Annotated in this window: 17 protein-coding genes and 1 pseudogene; 9 read left to right on the plus strand and 9 right to left on the minus strand. The window is 71.0% G+C overall.

Translation table 11 applies throughout. The annotated features are described in order from the left end of the window. Positions 1-96: 96 nt before the first annotated feature. Complete coding sequence (locus tag ACGFH9_RS13085) at positions 97-231, minus strand: hypothetical protein (RefSeq protein ID WP_393218121.1); 135 nt, start codon at positions 229-231, stop codon at positions 97-99. A gap of 102 nt (positions 232-333) precedes the next feature. Between ACGFH9_RS13085 and ACGFH9_RS13090 the strand changes: the two genes are divergently transcribed. The 4 genes from ACGFH9_RS13090 (at position 334) to ACGFH9_RS13105 (ending at position 4,832) form a co-directional block, all read left to right on the plus strand. Continuing rightward, complete coding sequence (locus ACGFH9_RS13090; protein WP_393218123.1) at positions 334-705, plus strand: sulfotransferase domain-containing protein; 372 nt, start codon at positions 334-336, stop codon at positions 703-705. 287 nt (positions 706-992) lie between these two features. Next, the gene (locus ACGFH9_RS13095; RefSeq protein ID WP_355051904.1) at positions 993-1,385 is read left to right on the plus strand and encodes a cupin domain-containing protein; all 393 of its coding nucleotides are present in this window, start codon (positions 993-995) and stop codon (positions 1,383-1,385) included. A gap of 42 nt (positions 1,386-1,427) precedes the next feature. Further along, positions 1,428-3,221 (plus strand): glycoside hydrolase family 15 protein, encoded by a 1,794-nt coding sequence (locus tag ACGFH9_RS13100; RefSeq protein WP_393218329.1) that lies wholly within the window; start codon positions 1,428-1,430, stop codon positions 3,219-3,221. A 246-nt stretch (positions 3,222-3,467) separates the two neighbouring features. Next, on the plus strand, positions 3,468-4,832 hold the full coding sequence (locus ACGFH9_RS13105; RefSeq protein WP_393218126.1) for a pectate lyase: 1,365 nt from the start codon (positions 3,468-3,470) through the stop codon (positions 4,830-4,832). A gap of 39 nt (positions 4,833-4,871) precedes the next feature. Here ACGFH9_RS13105 and ACGFH9_RS13110 read toward each other — a convergent pair whose 3' ends face one another. Together ACGFH9_RS13110 and ACGFH9_RS13115 are read right to left on the minus strand one after the other, a co-directional pair. After that, on the minus strand, positions 4,872-6,062 hold the full coding sequence (locus ACGFH9_RS13110; RefSeq protein WP_393218129.1) for a threonine synthase: 1,191 nt from the start codon (positions 6,060-6,062) through the stop codon (positions 4,872-4,874). Positions 6,063-6,076: 14 nt separating this feature from the next. Next, a pseudogene (locus ACGFH9_RS13115) lies at positions 6,077-6,510 on the minus strand (ATP-dependent DNA ligase); the annotation flags it as partial. A gap of 150 nt (positions 6,511-6,660) precedes the next feature. Here ACGFH9_RS13115 and ACGFH9_RS13120 point away from each other — a divergent pair. The 3 genes from ACGFH9_RS13120 to ACGFH9_RS13130 all read left to right on the plus strand — a co-directional run bounded on the left by ACGFH9_RS13120 (position 6,661) and on the right by ACGFH9_RS13130 (position 8,696). Then, a complete protein-coding gene (locus ACGFH9_RS13120) occupies positions 6,661-7,449 on the plus strand; it encodes an aldo/keto reductase (RefSeq protein WP_355232821.1) in 789 nt (262 codons plus the stop codon). A gap of 126 nt (positions 7,450-7,575) precedes the next feature. Then, on the plus strand, positions 7,576-7,731 hold the full coding sequence (locus ACGFH9_RS13125; protein WP_393218132.1) for a hypothetical protein: 156 nt from the start codon (positions 7,576-7,578) through the stop codon (positions 7,729-7,731). Next, positions 7,731-8,696 (plus strand): N-acetylmuramoyl-L-alanine amidase, encoded by a 966-nt coding sequence (locus tag ACGFH9_RS13130; protein WP_393218134.1) that lies wholly within the window; start codon positions 7,731-7,733, stop codon positions 8,694-8,696. Before ACGFH9_RS13125 ends, ACGFH9_RS13130 begins: the two co-directional genes overlap by 1 nt. An 82-nt stretch (positions 8,697-8,778) precedes the next feature. Here the strand turns inward: ACGFH9_RS13130 and ACGFH9_RS13135 are convergent, their stop codons facing one another. Together ACGFH9_RS13135 and ACGFH9_RS13140 are read right to left on the minus strand one after the other, a co-directional pair. Then, on the minus strand, positions 8,779-10,320 hold the full coding sequence (locus ACGFH9_RS13135; RefSeq protein WP_393218137.1) for a SulP family inorganic anion transporter: 1,542 nt from the start codon (positions 10,318-10,320) through the stop codon (positions 8,779-8,781). A gap of 104 nt (positions 10,321-10,424) precedes the next feature. Further along, a complete protein-coding gene (locus tag ACGFH9_RS13140; protein WP_393218139.1) occupies positions 10,425-11,552 on the minus strand; it encodes a cellulose binding domain-containing protein in 1,128 nt (375 codons plus the stop codon). 300 nt (positions 11,553-11,852) lie between these two features. On the opposite strand from ACGFH9_RS13140, the gene ACGFH9_RS13145 reads away from it, so the two are divergent. After that, a complete protein-coding gene (locus tag ACGFH9_RS13145) occupies positions 11,853-12,959 on the plus strand; it encodes an FAD-dependent monooxygenase (protein WP_393218141.1) in 1,107 nt (368 codons plus the stop codon). 131 nt (positions 12,960-13,090) lie between these two features. Next, positions 13,091-14,848: a cytochrome c oxidase subunit I gene (ctaD, locus tag ACGFH9_RS13150; protein WP_393218144.1), complete on the plus strand. Its 1,758-nt coding sequence runs from the start codon at positions 13,091-13,093 to the stop codon at positions 14,846-14,848. Positions 14,849-15,210: 362 nt separating this feature from the next. Here ctaD and ACGFH9_RS13155 read toward each other — a convergent pair whose 3' ends face one another. From ACGFH9_RS13155 to ACGFH9_RS13170, 4 genes are read right to left on the minus strand one after another with little or no spacing between them, the layout of a single operon-like run. Continuing rightward, positions 15,211-16,458: an MFS transporter gene (locus ACGFH9_RS13155; protein ID WP_393218147.1), complete on the minus strand. Its 1,248-nt coding sequence runs from the start codon at positions 16,456-16,458 to the stop codon at positions 15,211-15,213. Between the two features lie 40 nt (positions 16,459-16,498). Further along, positions 16,499-17,080, minus strand: coding sequence for an isochorismatase family protein (locus tag ACGFH9_RS13160; protein WP_393218150.1), 582 nt, complete (start codon positions 17,078-17,080; stop codon positions 16,499-16,501). 34 nt (positions 17,081-17,114) lie between these two features. Continuing rightward, a complete protein-coding gene (locus tag ACGFH9_RS13165; RefSeq protein WP_393218153.1) occupies positions 17,115-18,401 on the minus strand; it encodes a nicotinate phosphoribosyltransferase in 1,287 nt (428 codons plus the stop codon). A 16-nt stretch (positions 18,402-18,417) separates the two neighbouring features. Continuing rightward, positions 18,418-21,096, minus strand: coding sequence for a LuxR C-terminal-related transcriptional regulator (locus tag ACGFH9_RS13170; protein WP_393218156.1), 2,679 nt, complete (start codon positions 21,094-21,096; stop codon positions 18,418-18,420). Positions 21,097-21,132: the final 36 nt, after the last annotated feature.

Below are 21,132 nucleotides of genomic sequence, written 5' to 3' on the forward strand. Positions count from 1 at the left end.
GGTATTCGCATGCCTCCCCACTTCTGGTACCGAAAATCTGCTGTCTGGCTGTCGGTTCGGCGACTACGCTCGCCCGATGTCCACGTCGCCCTACCGTTACCGCTCCGACGACGAGGACAGCGCCCGCTGGGTCGGCTTTCCGTTCCGTGCCGGCGACATCGTGATCAGCACCCGTTCCAAGAGCGGCACCACCTGGATGCAGATGATCTGCGCGCTGCTGGTGCTGGGCACCCCGGAGCTGCCGGCGCCGCTGTCCGAGCTGTCGCCCTGGCTGGACTGGCTCGGTGAGCCACGTGACGTGGTGTATCAGCGGTTGGCCGCTCGCTGCCCGGGGTGTTCTGGCACCTGGGCGACGCCTGGGCGCGCCGGCACGAGCCGAACGTCGAACTGGTGCACTACGACGACCTTCGCGCCGACCTGGGTGGCCAGATGCGCCTTCTGGCCGACCGGTGGGGTGTCGCGGTGCCCGCCGGGCAGTGGCCCGATCTGGTCGAGGCGGCCACCTTCGGCCGGATGCGGGAGCGTGCCGATCAGCTCGCCCCGGACACGCTGGGCGTCCTGCGGGACCGCCGGGCGTTCTTCCGTCGGGGCGGCTCGGGTCAGGGGCGCGACCTGCTGGACCCGGCTGGTCTGGCCCGTTACGAGGAGCGGGCGCGGGCGCTGGCACCACCGGATCTTCTCGCCTGGCTGCACCGCGACGCCTGAGACGTACACCGCGACGCCTGCCCTATACAGCGCGACGCCTGGGGCATACGCGAAAACGAGCGCGCGGCGCCGCTTCGACCGTGGTCGCAACGTCGCCGCGCTCTGGCCGTCTCCCACCACCGCAGCCGTTCGGCGGTACGCCAGCGGGGACCTGGCTCGACCGGCCGTTCGCGCCGGTCAGCGTTGTCGATCCCCGCTGGGCGCGGACTCAAACCTGTCGAGCGTGGGGAATTCCACCATCTGCCAGTCCCCGCGTGACGCGTGATCGAACGGGGTATGACCGGGCCATGGAGCATTTCACGATCGCGACCGTCGCCGAGAAGAGCCCCGACTTCCGGCGGGTGCTGTGGACCGGCGAGCACACCCAGCTGGTGATCATGACCATTCCGCCGGGCGGGGAGATCGGCGAGGAGGTGCACGAGGGCATCGACCAGATCCTGACGTTCGTCAGCGGGACGGGTGAGGCCCGAGTCGCCGGTGAGAAGCGGGAGGTCGTCGCGGGCGACCTGGTCGTCGTGCCGTCCGGGACGAAGCACAACTTCGTCAACACCGGCCCGAATCCGCTCGTCCTCTACACCGTCTACGGCCCTCCGGAGCACGCCGACCAGGCCGTGCACCACACCAAGGAGGAGGCCGACAGGGCCGAGGAGGCCGGCGAGGACGAGCCGCCCACCGCGTGACGCCGGCCTGAACCGGGCCGCTGTGGGTACGCGCGGCTGGTGATGCAGCCGCCGATTTCCGACTACGGGTTCCTCTCGGACTCCCGTTCCGGAGCGCTGGTCGACCTCGGCGGCTCGATCGACTGGTGGTGCCCGGACCGGTTCGACGGCGCGTCCGTCTTCGGACGGCTCCTCGACCCCGACGGCGGGCACTTCCGGTTGGCGCCGGTCGGCGTCGGTGGCCCGGGCTACCGCGTCGAGCGGGCATACCGACCGGACACGCTCGTGCTGCGGACGGTGCACCACACGCCGCACGGCAGCGTGTCGGTGACGGACGCGCTCGCCGCCGAGGACGGCGCCCGTGCGCACGAACTGGGCATGAACTCGCCCGCCGTGCTCATCCGGGTGGTCGAGGGACTGTCCGGGCGGGTACGGATGGCGCTGGACTTCGCCCCCCGCCCCGAGTACGGGTTGCTCACGCCGTATCTGCACGAGCAGCCCGACGGGGCGGTGGTGGCCGATGCCGGCCCGGTGACGTTGGTGCTGCGCGTCGGAGGTATGCCGCTGCGGGCGGGCCGCGACCGGGTGACCCACGAGTTCGAGGTCTCGACCGGTCAGGTGGTGGGGATCGACGTGGCGTTCGGGCAGTCGTACGGGAAGCCGCCGATCCGACTGGACCCGCTGACCGCGCTCGCGGACACGACGCGAGCGTGGGAGGCGTTCCGGCAGTCGCACCGGTACACGGGGCGGTACCCGGAGCTGGTCCGACACAGTGCCACGGTGCTGTCCGGCCTCACGTACGCCCGCAGCGGCGCGGTGGTGGCGGCGTCGACCAGCTCGTTGCCGGAACAGATCGGCGGCGACCGCAACTACGACTACCGCTACTCCTGGTTGCGGGACTTCTCGCTGACGATGCGGGCGCTCTGGGTGGCTGCCTGCCCGGACGAGGCGTCGAGACTGTTCGCCTGGGTGGCCCGTTCGATCGGCCAGTTCGGCGACGAACCGGTGCCGGTGCTCTTCGGACTGGAGGGCGAACGGGACATCTCCGAGCACCACTGCAACCACCTGCGCGGATACCACGACAGCCGGCCGGTGCGCGTCGGCAACGACGCCTGGAAGCAACGGCAGCTCGACGTGCCGGGCGAGGTGCTGTCGGCGGTGTGGAGGCTGCGCGACCACCTCGGTACGACGTTCGACGGGGAGTTGCGGGAGATGGTGCTCGGGCTGGCCGAGCAGGTGGCGGCGACCTGGCACCTGCCGGACCGGGGCATCTGGGAGACCCGGGAGGAGGAGCGGCACTACCTCTCCTCGAAGGTCTCCTGCTGGTTGGCCCTGGATCGGGCCGTCGGACTCTCCGACCGGCTCGGTGAACGGGCCGACCCGCGTCGCTGGGCCGGGGTGCGTGACGAGATCCGCGCGGCGGTGCTGCGCGAGGGGTGGAACGACCGGATCGGCGCGTTCACCGGCTCGTTCGGTTCGGCGGAGCTGGACGCCTCGGTGCTCGCCCTGCCGGTGGCGCACTTTCTGCCGGCCACCGATCCGCGGATGCGGTCGACCATCGAGATGGTGGAGCGCGAGCTGGGGACGGAGGACGGGCTCGTCCGGCGCTGGACGAGCGACCCGGCCGGGTTCCTGCTGTGCTCGTTCTGGTTGGTGGAGTGCCTGGTGATGACGGGTGAGCCACGGCGGGCCGAGGAGCTGTTCGAACGCGTGGTGGGCCACGCCAACGACGTGGGCCTGTTCAGTGAGCAGATCGACCTGACCACCGGCGCGCAGCTCGGCAACATGCCGCAGGCGTTGTCCCACATCGGGTTGATCAACGCGGCCTGGCGGCTGACCGAGCCGAACAGCTTCTGATCGCGCCGGCGAAATCCTGCAACAGACCTGCAAGCGCCAGGCATTGACGCTGATGCGTGCCCAGTCCTAGCCTCGGAGGGGCGGGGAAAGCCCTTTCCCACGGCTTTCGTCCCGCTTCACCCCGCTGTCGGATCCGGGCATCCGATGGGGCACACCGGTCTCGCTTTCGAGGCCGCGCGCCGTGCCGGCACGTCCCCGCGCGCTCGGATCCACGGATCGCCACCACACGCGTCAAGGAGGACAACCGTGCACAGGAGACGACGACCACTGGTGCTGGCGGTGTGCGCCGGCGTGACCGTGGCGGCCCTCGCCGCCAGCATGACCTCGGCCTTCGCGGCCACCATCTTCACCGACACCTTCACCGACGGCGACGCCTCCGGCTGGTCCAAGTCCGGCGGCACCTGGGCGATCGACGGCGCGGGGGTGTTCAACCAGTCCAACGCCGGCAGTGAGCTGGCCCGGCAGTTCGCCGGCGACGCCGGGTGGACCACCTACTCCGTGCAGGCCCGCGTCCGGCCGACGAGCTTCGGCTCGTCGAGCGGCCTGGTCGGGCTCGCCGCCCGGGCCAGCAGCAGCACCAGGATGTATCGCCTGGCCCTGCTCGGCTCTGGACGGGCCGAACTCCAGGCCGTCAACGGCAGCAGCATCACCGCGATCGGCTCCGCGTCGCTCGGCGTCGCCGCCGGCACCTGGTACACCCTGCGCATCGAGGCCAGTGGCAGCACCATCCGCGGCTTCGTCAACGGCACGCAGATCGCCTCCGGCAGCAACAGCCTGGTCGGCGCCGGTCGGATCGGTCTGGTGACCGCGTACGCCAGCGGCGGCTTCGACGACGTGGTGGTCGACTCGTCCGGCGGTGGCACCCCGACCACACCACCGGCCACCAGCACGCCACCGAGCACCCCACCGCCCACCACGTCGGGCCCGACCACCCCGCCGCCCTCGGGCTGGCCGACACCCACCAGCAGCCAGAAGGTGGACGCGACGATTGCGGTCTCCGGCACCTTCGACGGTGGACTCCGGCGCTACTACGGCATCGGCGACGGCGGGCAGGGCGAAAGCCAGGACCCGATGTTCGAGCTGGCCGCCGGCGCCACCCTGCGGAACGTGATCATCGGTGCGCCCGCCGGTGACGGCGTGCACTGCGAGGGCAACTGCACGCTCGTCAACGTGTGGTGGGAGGACGTCGGTGAGGACGCGGCCACCTTCCGGGGCGGCACCACGTACACCGTCGACGGCGGCGGGGCGCGGTCGGCCAGCGACAAGGTCTTCCAGCACAACGGCGCGGGCACTGTCTACATCAGGAACTTCCGGGTGGAGAACTCCGGGAAGCTCTACCGGGCCTGCGGCAACTGCTCCACGTCGTACCAGCGGCACGTGGTGATCGACAACGTGGTCGTCCGCGACACCGACACGATCGCCGGCATCAACACCAACTGGGGCGACACCGCACGCTTCAGCCGCGTCACCATCGTCGGCGACCCGGACCGGGAGACGTCGATCTGCGTCAAGTACAAGGGCGTACCCAAGGGCAGCGAGCCGACCAAGATCGGCGAGGGCGCCGACGGCGTCAACTGCTTCTACGCGCCGTCCGACATCACCTACCAGTAGCGCGGCCCGCCGGCATCCCGCGCCACGCGGGATGCCGGCTCAGGCCAGCACGGGTACGCCGGAGACGTCGACCGTCTCCGGATACTTCAACCCCGCGCCGGTGTTGAGCACCACCACCCGTTCGCCAGCCCGAATCCAGCCACCGGCCCGTAGCTGGCGCGCGGCGGTCAGGCAGGCAGCGCCCTCCGGGCAGAGCAGCAGCCCCTCCCGGGCGGCGAAGTCCCGCAGGTCGGTCAGGATCTCCGCGTCGTCGACGGCGACGGCGGTGCCGGCTGATGCCCGCAGCGCCGCCAGGATCAGCTCGTCACCCAGCGGCGACGGCACGGTGATGCCGAACGCCACCGTGTGCGCGTCCTCCCACGGGCGGGCCCGGGACTCACCGGCGGCGAAGGCCCGCACGATCGGCGCGCAGCCGGTCGACTGGACCGCCACGAGCCGGGGCAGCTTGTCGCCGACCCAGCCCAGCTCGCGCATCTCGTGCAGCGCCTTGTGGATGCCGATGAGGCCGACCCCGCCGCCCGTGGGATAGATGATCACGTCGGGCACCTGCCAGCCGAGCTGCTCGACGATCTCGTACCCCATCGTCTTCTTGCCCTCGAGCCGGTAGGGCTCGCGCAGCGTGCCGGCGTCGAAGATCGTCCCGTCGGACTCGGCGATCAGCTCGGCCACCCGCCGGCCGGCGTCGCTGATCAGCCCGTCCACCAGGCGCAGGTCGGCGCCGGCGGCCACGCACTCGCGCCGGCAGATGGTCGGCGCGGCCAGCGGCATGACGATGGTGGTGCCCATCCCGGCGCGCGCGGCGTACGTCGCCCACGCCGAACCGGCGTTGCCGTTGGTCGGCATCGCGATCCGCTGCACGCCCAACTCGCGGGCGCGGCTCACGCCGACCGCCGCGCCACGCGCCTTGAACGAGCCGGTCGGGATCAGCCCCTCGTCCTTGACCATCAGATCGGCGATGCCGATCTCGGTGCCGTACGCGGGTGCCCGCAGCAGCGGCGTCCAGCCCTCACCGAGCGTGGTGACGTGCCGAGGGTCGGCGACGGGCAGCAGCTCCCGGTACCGCCACAGGTCGGCCGGGCGCAGCGGAAAACGTTCCGGGGTGACTGCCTTCGCGACAGCCGGCAGGTCGTAGCGGGCCAGCAGCGGGGAGCCGCAGTCGCAGAGGTTCTGCACCGTGTCGGCGGCGTACTCCAGGCCGCAGCGCGGGCAGTCCAGGTGGGTCAGGTACACGTCGCTCCTCGCCGTCAGGCCGCGTCGATGCTCAGCCACCGTCGGCTGCGCCGGCCCGGTTCGTAGACCGAGTCCAGCCGCTTGGCGACCACACCGGGCAGCCCCTGCTCCCGCCCGGTGCGCAGGGCCTCGTAGAACCACGGCGGAGTCTGCCAGTGCGTACCGGCCAACGCCAGCCCATCGAGCAGTTCCCGGCGTTGCGCGTACGGGACGTCGACGCTGCTCACGCCCTCCAACCACAGCAGGTCGACGAGCAGGAACTGCGCACCGGTCGGGACCCGCGTCCCGCTGGTCGGTCGGGCCGGACGCACCCTTCCCCGCCGGTGATCTCCTCGTCGGTCTCGGAGAGCAGCCGCAACCGCCCACCCGAGACGTACGCCAGTGCGCGGACGCCGTCCCAGCGCAGCTCGTACCCCCAGGCGGCGCCGTCGCGCGGGCGGGCACCGGCTCGGGCGTACGGGCCGCGTCGCGCCGGCGTCGGTACTCGTCCAGCCGGTCCGTCACACCCGTATTCTCCGGCGATTCGGGCCATCGCGCTGGCTGCCGGAGTGTCCGGTTCGCTCGGCGTACGGGGGCCCGGAGGGGTAGAACGGAACCCATGGACCTCAGCGACCAGCCCACCGCCCCGCTCCCGGGTGACGTGCAGATGCCCCTGCTCGGCTTCGGCACCTGGCAGGCCACCGGTCAGGCGGGCTACGACGCCGTGCTGGCCGCGCTCGACACCGGCTACCGGCACCTCGACACCGCCACCGTCTACGGCAACGAACGCGAGGTCGGCCGGGCGGTCCGGGAGAGCGGGCTGCGTCGGGAGGACATCTTCCTCACCACGAAGCTCCCGCCGGACCGGATCGGCCGGGAGCGCGAGACGTTGGAGGCCAGTCTGGAGGCGCTCGGCGTCGACCAGGTGGACCTCTGGTTGATCCACTGGCCGCCGTCGTCGCCGGCGGACAGCATTCCGCTGTGGCGTGAGTTGCTGGCCGCCCGGGACGAGAACCTGACCCGGGCTGTCGGGGTCAGCAACTACAGCACTGGCGAGATCGACGAGCTGATCCAGTCGACCGAGGAGAACCCGGCGGTGAACCAGATCCGGTGGAGTCCCGCGCTGTACGACCGGCAGCGGCACGCCGAGCACCGGGACCGTGGGGTGGTGCTGGAGGGGTACAGCCCGTTCAAGACCAGCGACCTCAGCGATCCGGTGCTGACCAGGATCGCCGCCGCCCACGGCGTGTCTCCGGCGCAGGTGGTGCTGCGCTGGCACATCGACCACGAGATCGTGGTGATCCCCAAGTCGGTGACCCCGGAGCGGATCACCGCCAATTTCGACGTCTTCCACTTCTCGCTGACGGCGGAGGAGATGCGCGACATCGACGCACTCGGCGACGCCTGATACGGCGAATTCCTTCAAGCAGTGACCTGTCGGCGAAGGCCATCGACATCGACACACGTGACGGTATAGCGTGCCGTCATCACGTTCGTCGATCCGTTTCGAACCCGCCTTCGCTGGAGGATCGCCATGGCCCGACCACCGTCCATCCGTCTGCGCCGCCGCGGGGTGCTCGGCATCCCCGCGCTGGTGGCCGCCGCCCTCACCGTCGTGGTCCGGCCCACCCCGGCGAGCGCCGCGCCGAAAGCCCCCGAGTGCCTCGCCGACCTGCTCGGCGGATCCTGATGGCCACGATCCCCTGGCTCGTGGACGTGCTGCGCGGCGCCGGGGTCCAGGTCGTCGTCGAGGGTGACTGGCTCAATCGGATGCGGCCCGGCTCCTTCGACCCGATCGGGGTGCTCTGGCACCACACGGCCTCGACCTCCAGCGCCAGCAACCCGCACCCGGCGCTCGGCATCTGCATCAACGGTCGCTCCGATCTGGCCGGCCCGCTCTGCCAGGCGCTCGTCGACTACAACGGCGTCTTCCACGTCATCTCCGCCGGCCGCTGCAACCACGCCGGGGTCAGCGGCGGCAGCGGGCCCATCCCCGCGGGTGACGGCAACACCCTGATGATCGGGTGGGAGATCGACTACAACGGCGTCGACCAGGGGATGACGGCCGCACAGTACAACTCGTCGATCGCCGCGACGGCTGCCGTGCTCACCCGCCTCGGCCGGGACAGCAGCTACGCCCGGGGCCACCGGGAGACCAGCACCACCGGCAAGATCGACCCGTCCTTCATCGACCTGAACGTCATGCGCGCCGACGTCGCGACGAAGATGGCCGGCGGCAGCACGGCATGGTCGTCAACCATCGACAACACGACCTCCGGCCGCTTCACCGCAAGCGCGAACTGGGGCGTGTCGACGTTCTCCAGTCAGCGGTACGGCGCCGACTACCGCTACGCCGACCCGGTCGCGGCCAGCGATCCGGCCTGGTACCGGTTCAACGTGCCGGCGACCGGTGTCTACCGGGTCGATGCGTGGTGGCCGACGAACACCGGCTACAACAGCGCCACCCCGTACATCGTCGCCACCACCACCGGCAACAGGACCGTGTACGTGGACCAGCGGGCGACCGGCGGGCAGTGGCGCGCCCTCGGCACGTTCACCCTGCCGGCCGGGGACGCCAACCGGGTAGCTGTCAGCAGGTGGAGCAACGCGACGGGCCTGGTCATCGCCGACGCCGTACGCCTGACCCGGGTCTGACCCGGCGTGACGGCTCCCGCCCCGGCTTGATCGACTCGACTTCTTGGAAGTCGGGGTGTCCCAGGCGCGGAATGCCCCGACCTCACGGGATCGGAGTGGACCGGGGCGGCGGCAACTCGTGCCGAACCATCTCCTGGGTCGGGCACCGAACGGGGCGTTTGCCGGTGCCGAGCCCGTCGGTGCCCGCGCGATGGAACCACGAGCCGTGCACCTCGCTGACCTGGACGGTGCCACCGGCCCGCGTGTAGGCCCCCTGCCAGTCGCGGATGGTCTCGTAGGCGCCGTGGTCGAGGTAGTCCAGGTGCAGTTCGAGTTCGACGTGCTGCCCCGGGGGCAGGGCGGCGAGCCGGCGGGTGAGCCGTCCGGAGGCGACGAAGGCGAGTGTTCCGGTGATCGACACGAGCCAGCTGCCGTGGTTCGGCTCGGTGACGTGGATGTCACACCGAGCCAGCCGCCACAGCATGAAGAGCACCGCCGTCGCCATGCCCAGCCCGACCCCGATGAGCAGGTCCGTCGCGACCACGCCGACCGCCGTGACCACGTAGACGGGCAGCTCCCGATGCCGGGCGTAGGTGCGGATCTGGGCGAGGCTCACCAGCCGCAGGCCGACGACCACGAGGACGGCGGCGAGCGCGGCCATCGGGATCATTTCCAGCAGTACGGCGCCGGCCATCACGAATCCGGCGATCCAGACTCCGTGCAGGATGGTCGAGGCGCGGGTGCGTGCCCCGGCCGCGACATTGGCCGAGCTGCGAACGATGACACCGGTGACCGGAAGGCCGCCGAGCGTTCCGGACACGGCGTTCGCCGCGCCCTGCGCGATGAGTTCGCGATCGAGGTTCGCCCGCGCGCCATCGTGCATCCGGTCGACCGCTACCGCCGAGAGCAGGGATTCCACGCTCGCCACCAGGGCGATGGTGATGACCGCCGGGATGACCTCCCACAGCGGCGAGTCGGGCCAACGGGCGAAGGTGAGCGCGCCCAACGGGTTGGCCGGCAGATCCACCCGCGCCACATCGGCGTCGACGGCCGTCGCGACCACAGTGGTGACCACCACCGCCACCAGGGTCGCCGGCAGCATGGTGGTCCTGACCAGACGTGACCAGACCAGCAACAGCGTCATGGTCAGCGCGCCGAGCAGCACGGACACACTGTGGTAGTCGGCGACCTGGCCGGGGAGGTCACGCAGGTTCGCCCACGCGGAACTCTGCGGCGCGCCGCCGAGCGCGACGTGCACCTGGCTCAGCGCGATGACCAGGCCGATGCCGGCCAGCATCCCGTGTACGACAGTTGGCGACAGGGCGAGCGCGGCCCGGCCGAGACGGGTGATGCCCAGCACGATCTGCAGCAGCCCGGCGACGGTCACGATCGCGGCGCTGCCGGCGAAGCCGAACTCGGCGATGGTGCCCGCGACGATCACGGTGAGCCCGGCCGCTGGCCCGCTGACCTGGAGCGGTGCGCCGCTGAGTGCGCCGGCGACTATTCCGCCCACGACGGCGGCGACCAGCCCGGCCAGCAGCGGTGCTCCGGAGGCGGCGGCGATGCCCAGGGATAACGGGATGGCGATCAGGAAGACAACTATCGATGACGGAACGTCGTGCCGAAATGACGCTAATGCCGACATATACCGAAAGGTACTTAGATAATATTAATGCATAGTTAAGCGTGATTCTTTCACCCTCGGCGGGGGCGTGGCCGTCCAGGTCACGCCCCCGCCGAGAGGGGTGTTCAGTTGCGCGAGCAGGTCGTCCCGTTGAGCGAGAAGCTGCTCGGGGACGAGTATGACCCGTTCAGCGTCCCCTGGTAGCCAAAGCTGGCCGTACCGCCGGGGGCGAGGGAACCGTTGTGGCTCACGTTCCGGGCGGTCACCGCGGACCCGCTCTGGCTCACCGTGGCGTTCCAGGCGTTGGTGACCGTCTGCCCGCTGGGCAGGCTGTAGCTGAGCGTCCAGCCGTTGATCGCGCTGGATCCGGTATTGGTGATCTGCACGTCGGCGGTGAAGCCGTTGTTCCACGAGTTGGCCGTGTACTTCACCGCGCAGCCCGAGTTGCCGCCCGGCGGCGGGGTGGTCGGCGGCGGGTTGGTCGGGTTGCCCCCGCCGCCGTTGACGTTGGCCGAGAACGAGGTCACCGCGAGACCGACGCCACCCTGCCACGGCTCGAAGCCGGCCTGGATGCTGGTCAGATACCAGGAGTTCGTGATCGCGCCCCGGTTGCGGGTGTCGTTGATGAAGTCCATGACGCTGAAGTTCAGGCTGGAGACCGCCGACGACGCGACGTACGAGATGACGTTGTTGGAGCCGTTGCTGCCCCGCCAGACCTCCCAGGTGCGGCCGGCCAGGTTCGTCGTGCCGACCACCGAGCCGATGGGCTGGATCGAGCCCTGCCGGTTGAGCCAGATCATGATCTCCATCTGGTTCACGCCGTCGCGCTTGGGTGACGGGTCCAGCCAGATGTCGTACGACGCGTTGTAGGTGGCGCCGCTGACGTACCGGTAGGAGATGCTGCTGGTGGCGCTGCTGATCTGCGACACCTGGATCGGCAGGTTCGTGCCGGGGGAGCAGTTGGTGTAGTGACAACCGAAGAAAATTGAGGGGTACGCCGTGGGCGCGCCGTTGGTGGGGCTGCTGCCGTTCAGCGTGGTGATCTCGAAGCCGTTGCTTGTGGCGTTGATGCACTGCTGGGCGGTCGTGCCCCAGCGGTTGTTCTGCACCACATAACGGCCCTGGATCACGGTGGAGCCGTACTGCTCGCAGATCAGGGTGTCGGCGGAGGCGCTGCCGCCGAGGGCCACGGCGACGAGGGAACTGGTGAGCAGGAGCCCGGCGGCGGCCAGGGCCCGAAGTTGACGTTTCATGACGCTCCTTGACTCGGCGCGTGCCGGGCGCCGGCTGGGGTGGGGGCAGTGCGGGAGCGCTCCCACGCTCAACGACACATTTACATGTCTGAAACTATGGCGCAACCGCTTGCGTCAAACGGGGGAATTATGAGGATTGCCGCACCCGCTCCGGACGGCCGCCAGCTGGCATCCCGGTCAGCGACGGCGAGCGTCGGCGAGCGGTTTGCGGCGGTCCGATCGGCTCTGGCGTGTACCGGTCGCTCCGAGTAGCGTGTTGCCTCCAACGCGTGCCGTTCCCCTCCGGAGGCGTACACCACCATGCGTAGCTCCCCCCTGCGCATTCTCATCGTCGGCGCGGGCATCGCCGGCCTGGCCGTGGCCCGGGCCCTGCGCCTGGCCGGCTTCCGGCCGGACGTCACCGACAAACTGCCAGCGGGAGAGTTGACCGACACCGGTCTCTACCTGCCCGGCAACGCCGCCCGCGCGCTGCACCGGCTGGACCTGCACGATCCGGTCCGCCCCCTCGGACAGGTGATCCGCCGGCAGCGTTTCTTCGACGCCGCCGGGGCCCCGCTCTGCGAGGTCGACCTCGACGCGCTCTGGGCCGGCGTCGGGGAGTGCCGGGCGCTGCCCCGCAGCGATCTGCACCGGGTGCTGCTCAGCGGCGCCGGGGGCGCCGTCCGGCACGGCGCCGAGGTCCGCACCCTCGAGCTGCTCCCGGGCGCCGTCGGCGTCACCTTCACCGACGGCACCCGCACCGAGTACGACCTGGTCATCGGTGCCGACGGACCGCGTTCGTCGGTCCGGACCCTGGCCGCGCTCGGCGGGCCGCCCCGCCCGACCGGGCACGTCGTCTACCGGGCCGTCCTACGCGACGGGCCGACGGTCACCGACTGGACCGCCCTGCTCGGGCAGCGTTGCGGCCTGCTGCTCGTGCCCATCGGGGAGGGTCGACTGCACTGCTACGCCGACGAGGCGGGCAACGAGCCGCCCGCCGACCCCCTCGCCCGGCTGCGGGAACTCTTCGCCGACTACCGTGGTCCGGTGCCCGAGGTGCTGGAGACGCTCGACCAGGTGCACGTCGGGATCACCGACGAGGTCGAGCTGGGTCGCTGGCACCGGGGGCGGGTACTGCTGGTCGGCGACGCCGCGCACGCCACCGCGCCGACCCTGTCGCAGGGTGCGGCGATGGCTCTCGAGGACGCCGTGGTGCTGGCCGAATCGTTGCGCGCGGCCGGCAGCGTGGAGGCAGCGCTGATGGCGTACGAGAGTCGTCGTCGCCCGCGTACCCGATGGGTGGCCGACCGTACCCGGGACCGCGACCGGACCAGGGACGTGCCGCCGGCGCTGCGCGACCCGCTGCTGCGCGGACGCGGCGGACGGATCTTCGGGGAGCACTACCGGTTACTGGTCGGCCCGCTGTAGGCCCGTTGTAGATCGTGTCACGCCACCCCACGCGGCGCTGCGACCTGCCGGGGACTATCCTCCTTGCGGATGACGGCCCGCCGAATAACCAGCGTGAGCCGAGCGGGACAACCGAGAACCGGAGGCCACTCGTGACCACCGTCGCACCCAAGCCGGTCGTGACCCGGCCCTGGCCGGTCCGGGAGCCGGTCAAGGGGTCGGCCATCGCGCGGCTGCTGCGTACCACGGACGCGAAGCAGATCGGGATCATGTACATGGTCACCGCGTTCGCGTTCTTCCTGATCGGTGGCCTGATGGCCCTGATCATGCGTGCTGAGCTGGCCCGACCCGGGCTGCAGTTCCTGTCGCCCGAGCAGTACAACCAGCTCTTCACGATGCACGGCACGATCATGCTGCTGTTCTTCGCGACGCCGATCGTGTTCGCCTTCGCGAACTACATCGTGCCGATCCAGATCGGCGCGCCCGACGTCTCCTTCCCCCGTCTGAACAGCTTCGCCTACTGGCTGTACCTGTTCGGCGGCACGATCGCGACCGCCGGCTTCCTCACCCCGGGCGGCGCGGCCGACTTCGGCTGGTTCGCGTACGCGCCGCTGAGCAGCGTCGAGCACTCGCCCGGCGTCGGCGCCAACATGTGGATCATGGGTCTGGCCATCTCCGGCCTGGGCACGATCCTCGGCGCGGTGAACATGATCACGACGGTGCTCACCCTGCGTGCGCCCGGCATGACCATGTTCCGGATGCCGATCTTCACGTGGAACATCCTGGTCACCAGCCTCCTGGTGATCCTGGTCTTCCCGCTGCTGGCCGCCGCGCTGTTCGCGCTGGCCGCGGACCGCATCCTCGGCGCCCACGTGTACGACCCGGCGACCGGTGGACCGATGCTCTGGCAGCACCTGTTCTGGTTCTTCGGGCACCCCGAGGTCTACATCGTCGCGCTGCCGTTCTTCGGCATCATCAGCGAGATCATCCCGGTCTTCTCCCGCAAGCCGATCTTCGGCTACAAGGGCCTGGTCGCCGCGACCGTCGCGATCGCCGCGCTCTCCATGAGCGTCTGGGCGCACCACATGTTCGCCACCGGTCAGGTCCTGCTGCCGTTCTTCAGCTTCCTGAGCTACCTGATCGCGGTGCCGACCGGCATGAAGTTCTTCAACTGGATCGGCACCATGTGGCGGGGCCAGATCAGCTTCGAGACGCCCATGCTCTGGGCGGTCGGCTTCCTGGTCACCTTCCTCTTCGGCGGTCTCACCGGTGTGCTGCTGGCCAGCCCGCCGCTCGACTTCCACGTGTCGGACTCGTACTTCGTGGTGGCGCACTTCCACTACGTGCTCTTCGGCACCATCGTGTTCGCCGTCTTCGCCGGCATCTACTTCTGGTTCCCGAAGATGTTCGGCCGGATGCTCGACGAGCGCCTGGGCAAGGTGCACTTCTGGCTCACCATGATCGGCTTCCACACCACCTTCCTGGTGCAGCACTGGCTGGGTGCCGAGGGCATGCCCCGCCGGTACGCCGACTACCTGCCCGGCGACGGCTTCACCACGCTGAACACGATCTCCACGATCGGCGCGTTCGTCACCGGTATCTCCACGCTGCCGTTCATCTACAACTGCTGGAAGTCGTACAAGACCGGCCCGGTGGTCGAGGTCAACGACCCCTGGGGTCACGGCAACTCGCTGGAGTGGGCGACCAGCAGCCCGCCGCCGCTGCGCAACTTCGACCGGATGCCGCGAATCCGCTCCGAGCGGCCGGCATTCGACATGAAGTTCCCGGAGCTGGCCGCCGGCCAGAGCGTGGCCGGCCCGCCGGAGGGTGGCGCGAAGCCGCTCACCAGCGAGTCGGACGGCGGTGCCACCTACACCGAGGACACCGCCAGCAACATCGACCGGCACTGACGCTCGACTGAGCCTGTACGACGGGCGCCGCCCCCGGAATACCGGGAGCGGCGCCCGTCGCGCTACCACCCCGGCCCTGCCGCGCACCCGTGCTCCGCGCACCCGTGCTCCGCGTCGATCTTGCACTTTCTGTCGTCACCAAACGGATCAAAGCCGGCGAATCGGCGACAGTTTGTGCAAGATCGGCGCGCGGAACGTGGGGCTTGCTGGCTCGTGGGTGTGCCCTGCCGGCAAGATCCACGCAACATCAGGGCAGTTGCTCGGATCTTGGTGCAGGGGTGTCGGGGTGGGACTGGCCACGGAGTCTCGTCGGCGGGCGGGCTGGGGAACAGCCAACGCGCGCGGGGGTCTGGTCCGCCTGGCTAATGGGTGACGGGGGTGAGGTCGGCCTCGACCGGAGGTGGAGTGGCCGCGTCAGCGTTGCGTCGGCGACGTAGTTCGATGGGGAGCACGGCCAGGGTGACCAGAGCGCCGAGTGCCCCGGTCACCACGAAACCCCACAGCGGGGCGCTGGCGTCGATCACCGCGCCGGCGAGTGGCGCGCCGACCGCGATGCCGACGGTGACGGCTGAGCCGTGCAGGCCCATCGCCTCACCGCGTACCTCGGGCGGGGCGAGCCGGCTGACGGCGTCGGCGGAGGCCGCGATGGTCGGCGCGCAGAGCGCACCGGCCGGGATCAGCGCGAGAGAGAGCAGCCACCAGTGTGCGCCGCCCAGCCCGACGGGGATGGTGCAGAGCGCGAGCGCTGCGGTGAGCGCCAGCGGCGACAGCGAGCGGTGCACGGCCCCGTAGGCGAAGCCGCCGACCAGCGAGGCGATCGCCCAACAGGCCAGCACCACGCCGGTCCAGCCGACCTCGCCGCTGGCGCGCAGGACGGCGACCACCGCCACGTCGGTACCCCCGAGGACCAGGGTGGCGGCGGTGCTGACCGCCAGTACGGCGAGCAGGCGGGGCGTCAGCCACTCCCGGCGGGGCACCTGGCGTCGTGGGCCGACCGGCTCGGCCGCGCCACGGATCGGCGGGTTCAGGAACCACAGGGCGGTGCCTGCGGCGACGATGCCGCCACCGACGAGATACATGGTGGTCTGCGCCGAGATGGCGGTGACCAGGGCCACCGCCAGCGCTGGGCCGATCATGAAGGACAGCTCGACGGACATGGAGTCCAACGCGTACGCCGGCCGCCGTTGATCTTCCGGGACCAGCGCGGCGATCGACTGGCGGACCACCGAGAAGATGGGCAGGGCCAACGAGCCGGCCACGAAGGCGGCCGGCAGCAGCAGTGGGTACGCCAACGACGGCGCGGTGGTCCAGAACACCGCCTCGGCGATCCCGGTGAGCACGAGCACGGGACGCAGGCCGCGTCGGTCGACCAGACGGCCGAGCAGTGGCCCGCCGATCGCCGCGCCCACCGTGATCGCGGCACCCACGAGGCCTGCCGCGCCGTAACTCCCGTCCAGGTCGAGCACCACGTGGAAGGTCAGCGTGACCCCGGTGGCCGTGAGCGGGATGCGGGCGAGGACGGCGACCAGCAGCAGTGACCGCAGGCCGGGCAGGGCGAGCGCTGTCCGGTAAGGCTTGATGTTCACGTTGGTCCGTACCTCCGGCGACATCCTCGACGGATGGCGGACCGTTGGCCAACCAATTACCGCCTCATGCGGCCCTGATCACAGGCTCACCGTGCAGGACCACCCCGGCGCCGTCCATCGCGCGCAGCGCCACGTCGGTGGTCTCCGGGGCGACCGCAGCGGTCAGCTCCAGCAGGACCGTGGTGGCGAAGCCCTCGCGGGCGGCGTCGAGCGCGGTGGCGCGGACGCAGTGGTCGGTGGCGATGCCGACCACGTCGACCCGGTCCACGTCGTGCCGCCGCAGCCAGTCGGCCAGGCACTCACCGTCGTCGGCGTGCCCCTCGAAGCCGGAGTACGCCGCGGCGTGCTCGCCCTTGTGGAAGATCGCCTCGACCGGCCCGGTCTCCAGCTCCGGGTGGAATTCCGAGCCGCTCGTGCCGACCACGCAGTGCCGGGGCCACGACTCCACGAAGTCCGGCGGATCGCCGAAGTGCGCACCCGGGTCGACGTGGTAGTCCTTGGTGGCGACCACGTGCTGCCACCGGTCCGGCTCGGTGGCGAGCAGCCGGGAAATTCCGGCGGCCACCCCGGCGCCGCCCGGGACGGCCAGCGAGCCGCCCTCACAGAAGTCGTTCTGCACGTCCACGATGATCAGCGCGTTGGCCATCGGAGTCCCTTCGAGGTCGGATCGGCGGGCGGGCTCAGCTGGCGGGCACGACGGTGACCGGCACGGCGGGGTCACCGGCGGAGAGCTTCAGCCCCTCCCACGGGATGGAGATGAGGCACTCGCGCAGGTGCTCCCGGGACTCGTCGAGGGTGGGCAGGGCCACGGGCTCGCCGTCGACCACGTACGAACGCTGAAGCGTCCGGTCGTTGGCCTGCCGGTCGGGCACGCCCTGGGGGACGATGATCTCTTCGGTGGCGGTGCCCGTGGGCTTGTGCCGCCGGACGGCCACCTTGCGCCCCCCGATGGTGGCCTTGTGCTCGGAGCGCTTCACCACCGGCCGGCCGTCCACCTCGACGAGCTTGTAGACCAGGCCCGCGGTGGGCGCTCCGGAGCCGGTGACCACCGCCGTACCCGCGCCGTACATGTCGACCGGCTCGGCGGCCAGGGCGGCGATCGAGTACTCGTCCAGGTCACCCGAGACGATGATCTTGGTTTCGGTGGCGCCCAGGGAGTCGAGCAGTTCCCGGGACTGCTGCGCGATCACCGCCAGGTCGCCGGAGTCGATCCGGACCGCCCGCAACTCCGGTCCGGCCACCGTGATGGCGTTGCGGATGCCCTCCGAGATGTCGTACGTGTCGACCAGCAGCGTGGTGTCCCTGCCCAGCGTGGCGACCTGCGAGGCGAACGCCGCCCGCTCGTCGTCGTGCAGCAGGGTGAACGCGTGCGCCGCCGTGCCCGCCGTGGGGATGCCGTACCGCTCGCCGGCGGCGAGGTTGGAGGTGAACCGGAAACCGGCCAGGTACGCGGCTCGCGCCGCCGCCACGGCCGCCTCCTCGTGTGCCCGGCGCGACCCCATCTCGATCAGCGCACGACCTCGGGCGGCGGTGACCATCCGCGCCGCGGCGGCAGCCACCGCGCAGTCGTGGTTGAGGACGGACAGCGCGACCGTCTCCAGCACCACGCACTCGGCGAAACCGCCGGAGACCGTCAGGATCGGCGAACCGGGAAAGAACAGCTCACCCTCGGCGTAGCCGTCGATGTCACCGGTGAAGCGGTAGTTGGTGAGCCAGGCTGCCGCCGCCTCGTCGACCACTCCGGTGCGGCGCAGGAAGTCGACCTCGGCCGGGTCGAACCGGAAGTCGCGGATCAGCTCGATCAGCCGGGCGGTGCCGGCGACGACGCCGTACCGCCGGCCAGTGGGCAGCCGACGGCTGAACACCTCGAAGACACAGCGGCGGTCGGCGGTGCCGTCCTTGAGTGCCGCGCTGACCATGGTCAGCTCGTAGTGGTCGGTCAGCAGCGCGGGGCGGAGGGTGCTCACCGCCCCAGCCTAAGGTTCAGCCCGAGTCGCCGCCGTCGTGGCCCGGGATCGATCGCAACGCGGCCCACAACTCGGTCCGGCCGGTCACGCCGAGCTTGGTGTAGATCCTTTGCAGGTGGTTCTCGACGGTGCGGGCGGAGAGGTACAGCCGCTCCGCGATGGCCTTGCTGGTCGCGCCGTGGGCGGCGAGGCGCGCCACCTGCCACTCGCGTTCGGTCAGCACCGGCGCTCCGGCCCGTAGCGCCGGTGTCCGGATCAGGTCGCACCGCCCGAGCAATCCGGCCAGCCGTTCGCGCGCCTCGCCGGCGGCCCCCGAGTGCTGCTGGCGCAGCCGGTGCAGGGCCTGGGCGGTGGCCTCGGCGGCGTACACGGTCAACTCCAGCGCGGCGTAGTCGTCGGCCACCGACAGCAGATCCGGGGCCGAGTCGGTCACCGCTGCCCGAGCGTGCCGCGCCAGCAGCGGCGGAAGCACGCCGTCCACCCGCTCGGACAGCTCGGCGAGGCGCTGCGCCACCGTACGCCGACCGCCGTCGGAGCAGGTGGGGCCGACCGGCGAGCCGGCCTGCTCCAACCGCACCAGGTCGTGCAGGACGTGCACCTCGTGCCCGGCGAAGCCGTCCGCGCGTAGACGATCGGCCAGGTCGCTGAGCTGCTTGACCGCGCCCGGCAGGTCACCCGAGGCGGCCAGCACCGCCCCCCGGGCCTGTTCCAGCCACGGGTAGAGCACCGCCATGCCCGGCGCGTGGGTGCGGTCGGCCTCGGCCATCGCCTCGGTGGCCTGCGCCGCGTCGCCGCGCAGCGCCGCCGCCTGGGCCCGCTCGGCCTGGGCCAGGCCGGCGTAGACCCGGCTGGTGGCCAGCACCGCGCAGGCGCCCAACGAGGTACGCATCGCCGCGTCGCTCTGCCCGCGCAGCCGCGCGGCGTACGCCTGCAGGATCGCCAGGTATCCGGTGCCGAGCCGGAAGTCACCCGCGCCGGCAAGGTCGGCGAACTCGTCGGCCACGATCGCGTCGATCCCGACGAGGTCGCCGGTGAGCATGAGCCGGGTGCCGCGGGCCAGCTCCAGGGCCAGTTGCAGGTACGGCATGTCGGTGCGCCAGCTGGCCGCGGCGGAGTGCACCTGGGCGATGGCCGCGCCGCTGCGGGTGAGCTGACCCTCGGCGGCCTGGACGTACGCGATGGTGCTGCGGGCCAGCTCGCGGGCGGCGATGCTGGCCGCGGGCCGATCGAGCACGGCCTGGCTGAGCCGCACGGCGGTGGCCGTGTCGAGCCGGTGCAGTCGCATGATCGCCTCGAAGGCGTGCGCCCGGGCACGGTCGGCGGAGTCGCCGAGCTGCTCGACCCGGCTCGCGATCTCCTCCACCGTCGACTCTCGACTGAGCCCCCAGTAGCTGACCATGCCGCGGACGGTCAGCCACCGGCACAGGCGGTGCTCGTCGTCCGGCTCCAGGGTCACCGCGTCGAGGACGGTGAGTGCCTCCTCCGGGCGGTCGGCGAACATCAGGATGGTGGCCAGCAGCTCCGCCGCGTCCGGGCCGCCGTCGGCGTGCAGCGCGGCTCGGGCCAGCCGGGTCGCCAGCGGTACGTCGTAACGGGTGAACGCCTGCATCGCGGCGTCCACGAGCAGGGCGGCGTCCTGTGCGGTGCCCGAGTCGAGTCGCCAGACCGCCACCCGCAGCAGGTCGTCGCGACGCCGTTTGCCGACCTGCTCCAACAGCTCGGCGAGGTGCGCCTGCAGACGTCGGGTGCGGCTGACCGGGCAGCGGCGGCGCATCACCTCGCCGTAGAGCGGGTGCGCCAGGCGTACGTTGGTCCGTCGGTCGTGCTGGACCACGGTGATCAGTCCGCGTTCCTCGGCGAACTCCACATCGGACTGCTCGGCGGCCTGGTTGAGCAGGTGCAGCCCGAGTGGCTCGCCGAAGGCGACCAGCTCGACGACCGTACGGACGCCGTCGGTGAGCTGCCCGACCCGGGTGTCGATCAAATCGGTGAGGCTGGGCGCCAGCTCCAGCCGCCCGGTCCACCTCCAGAGGCCGTAGGTGCGTTTCAGCTCCTCGCTGCCGTTGGCGGCGTGCACCAGCTCGCGCAGCAGCAGCGGGTTGCCGGCCGACAGGCGGCCGAGCCGGTCGGCGGAGTTGGCGTCGACGGGGCCGCCCAGGATCGCGGCCAGCAGGCCGGCGGTCTCCGACGGTGGCATCGGGGTCAGCTCGACGTGCTCGACCAGATCGTCGGTCCAGAGTGCGCGGATCGGCAGCGGGATCTGCTCGCCGTCGCGCAGGGTGCCCACGACGGTGGCGTTGTCGGCGCGGGCGACCAGGTGCACCAGCGCGGCCGAGGGCGGGTCGAGCAGGTGTGCGTCGTCGATGGCGAGCACGATCCGGCGGCCGGCGGCCTGCTGTTGCAGAACGCCCAGGGCCCAGCGCAGAATCCCGGCGGGGGAGAGGCCCTGTGGCTGCTCTGCGGGGAGGACCTGCACCAGCCCACCGAACGGCAGCGCCGCGGTGGTGGCGCTGGCGGCGATGGACCAGATGGCGTACCGATCGGTGGGCAGGGTGTTGACGCCCTCGCGTAACAACCGGCTCTTGCCTATGCCGGCGCTGCCGCTGAAGAAGAGCCCTCGGCCGGCCTCGCCGGTAACCGCCGCCAGCAGGCGGTTGAGTTCATCGGTGCGGCCGACGAACTTCCATCGACTCATCCGCGCAGCATATCCATCGAATTCCGTCCGCGCCCG

The sequence above is a fragment of the Micromonospora sp. NPDC049102 genome (assembly GCF_043197485.1).
In the GTDB taxonomy this organism is placed as follows: Bacteria; Actinomycetota; Actinomycetes; order Mycobacteriales; family Micromonosporaceae; genus Micromonospora.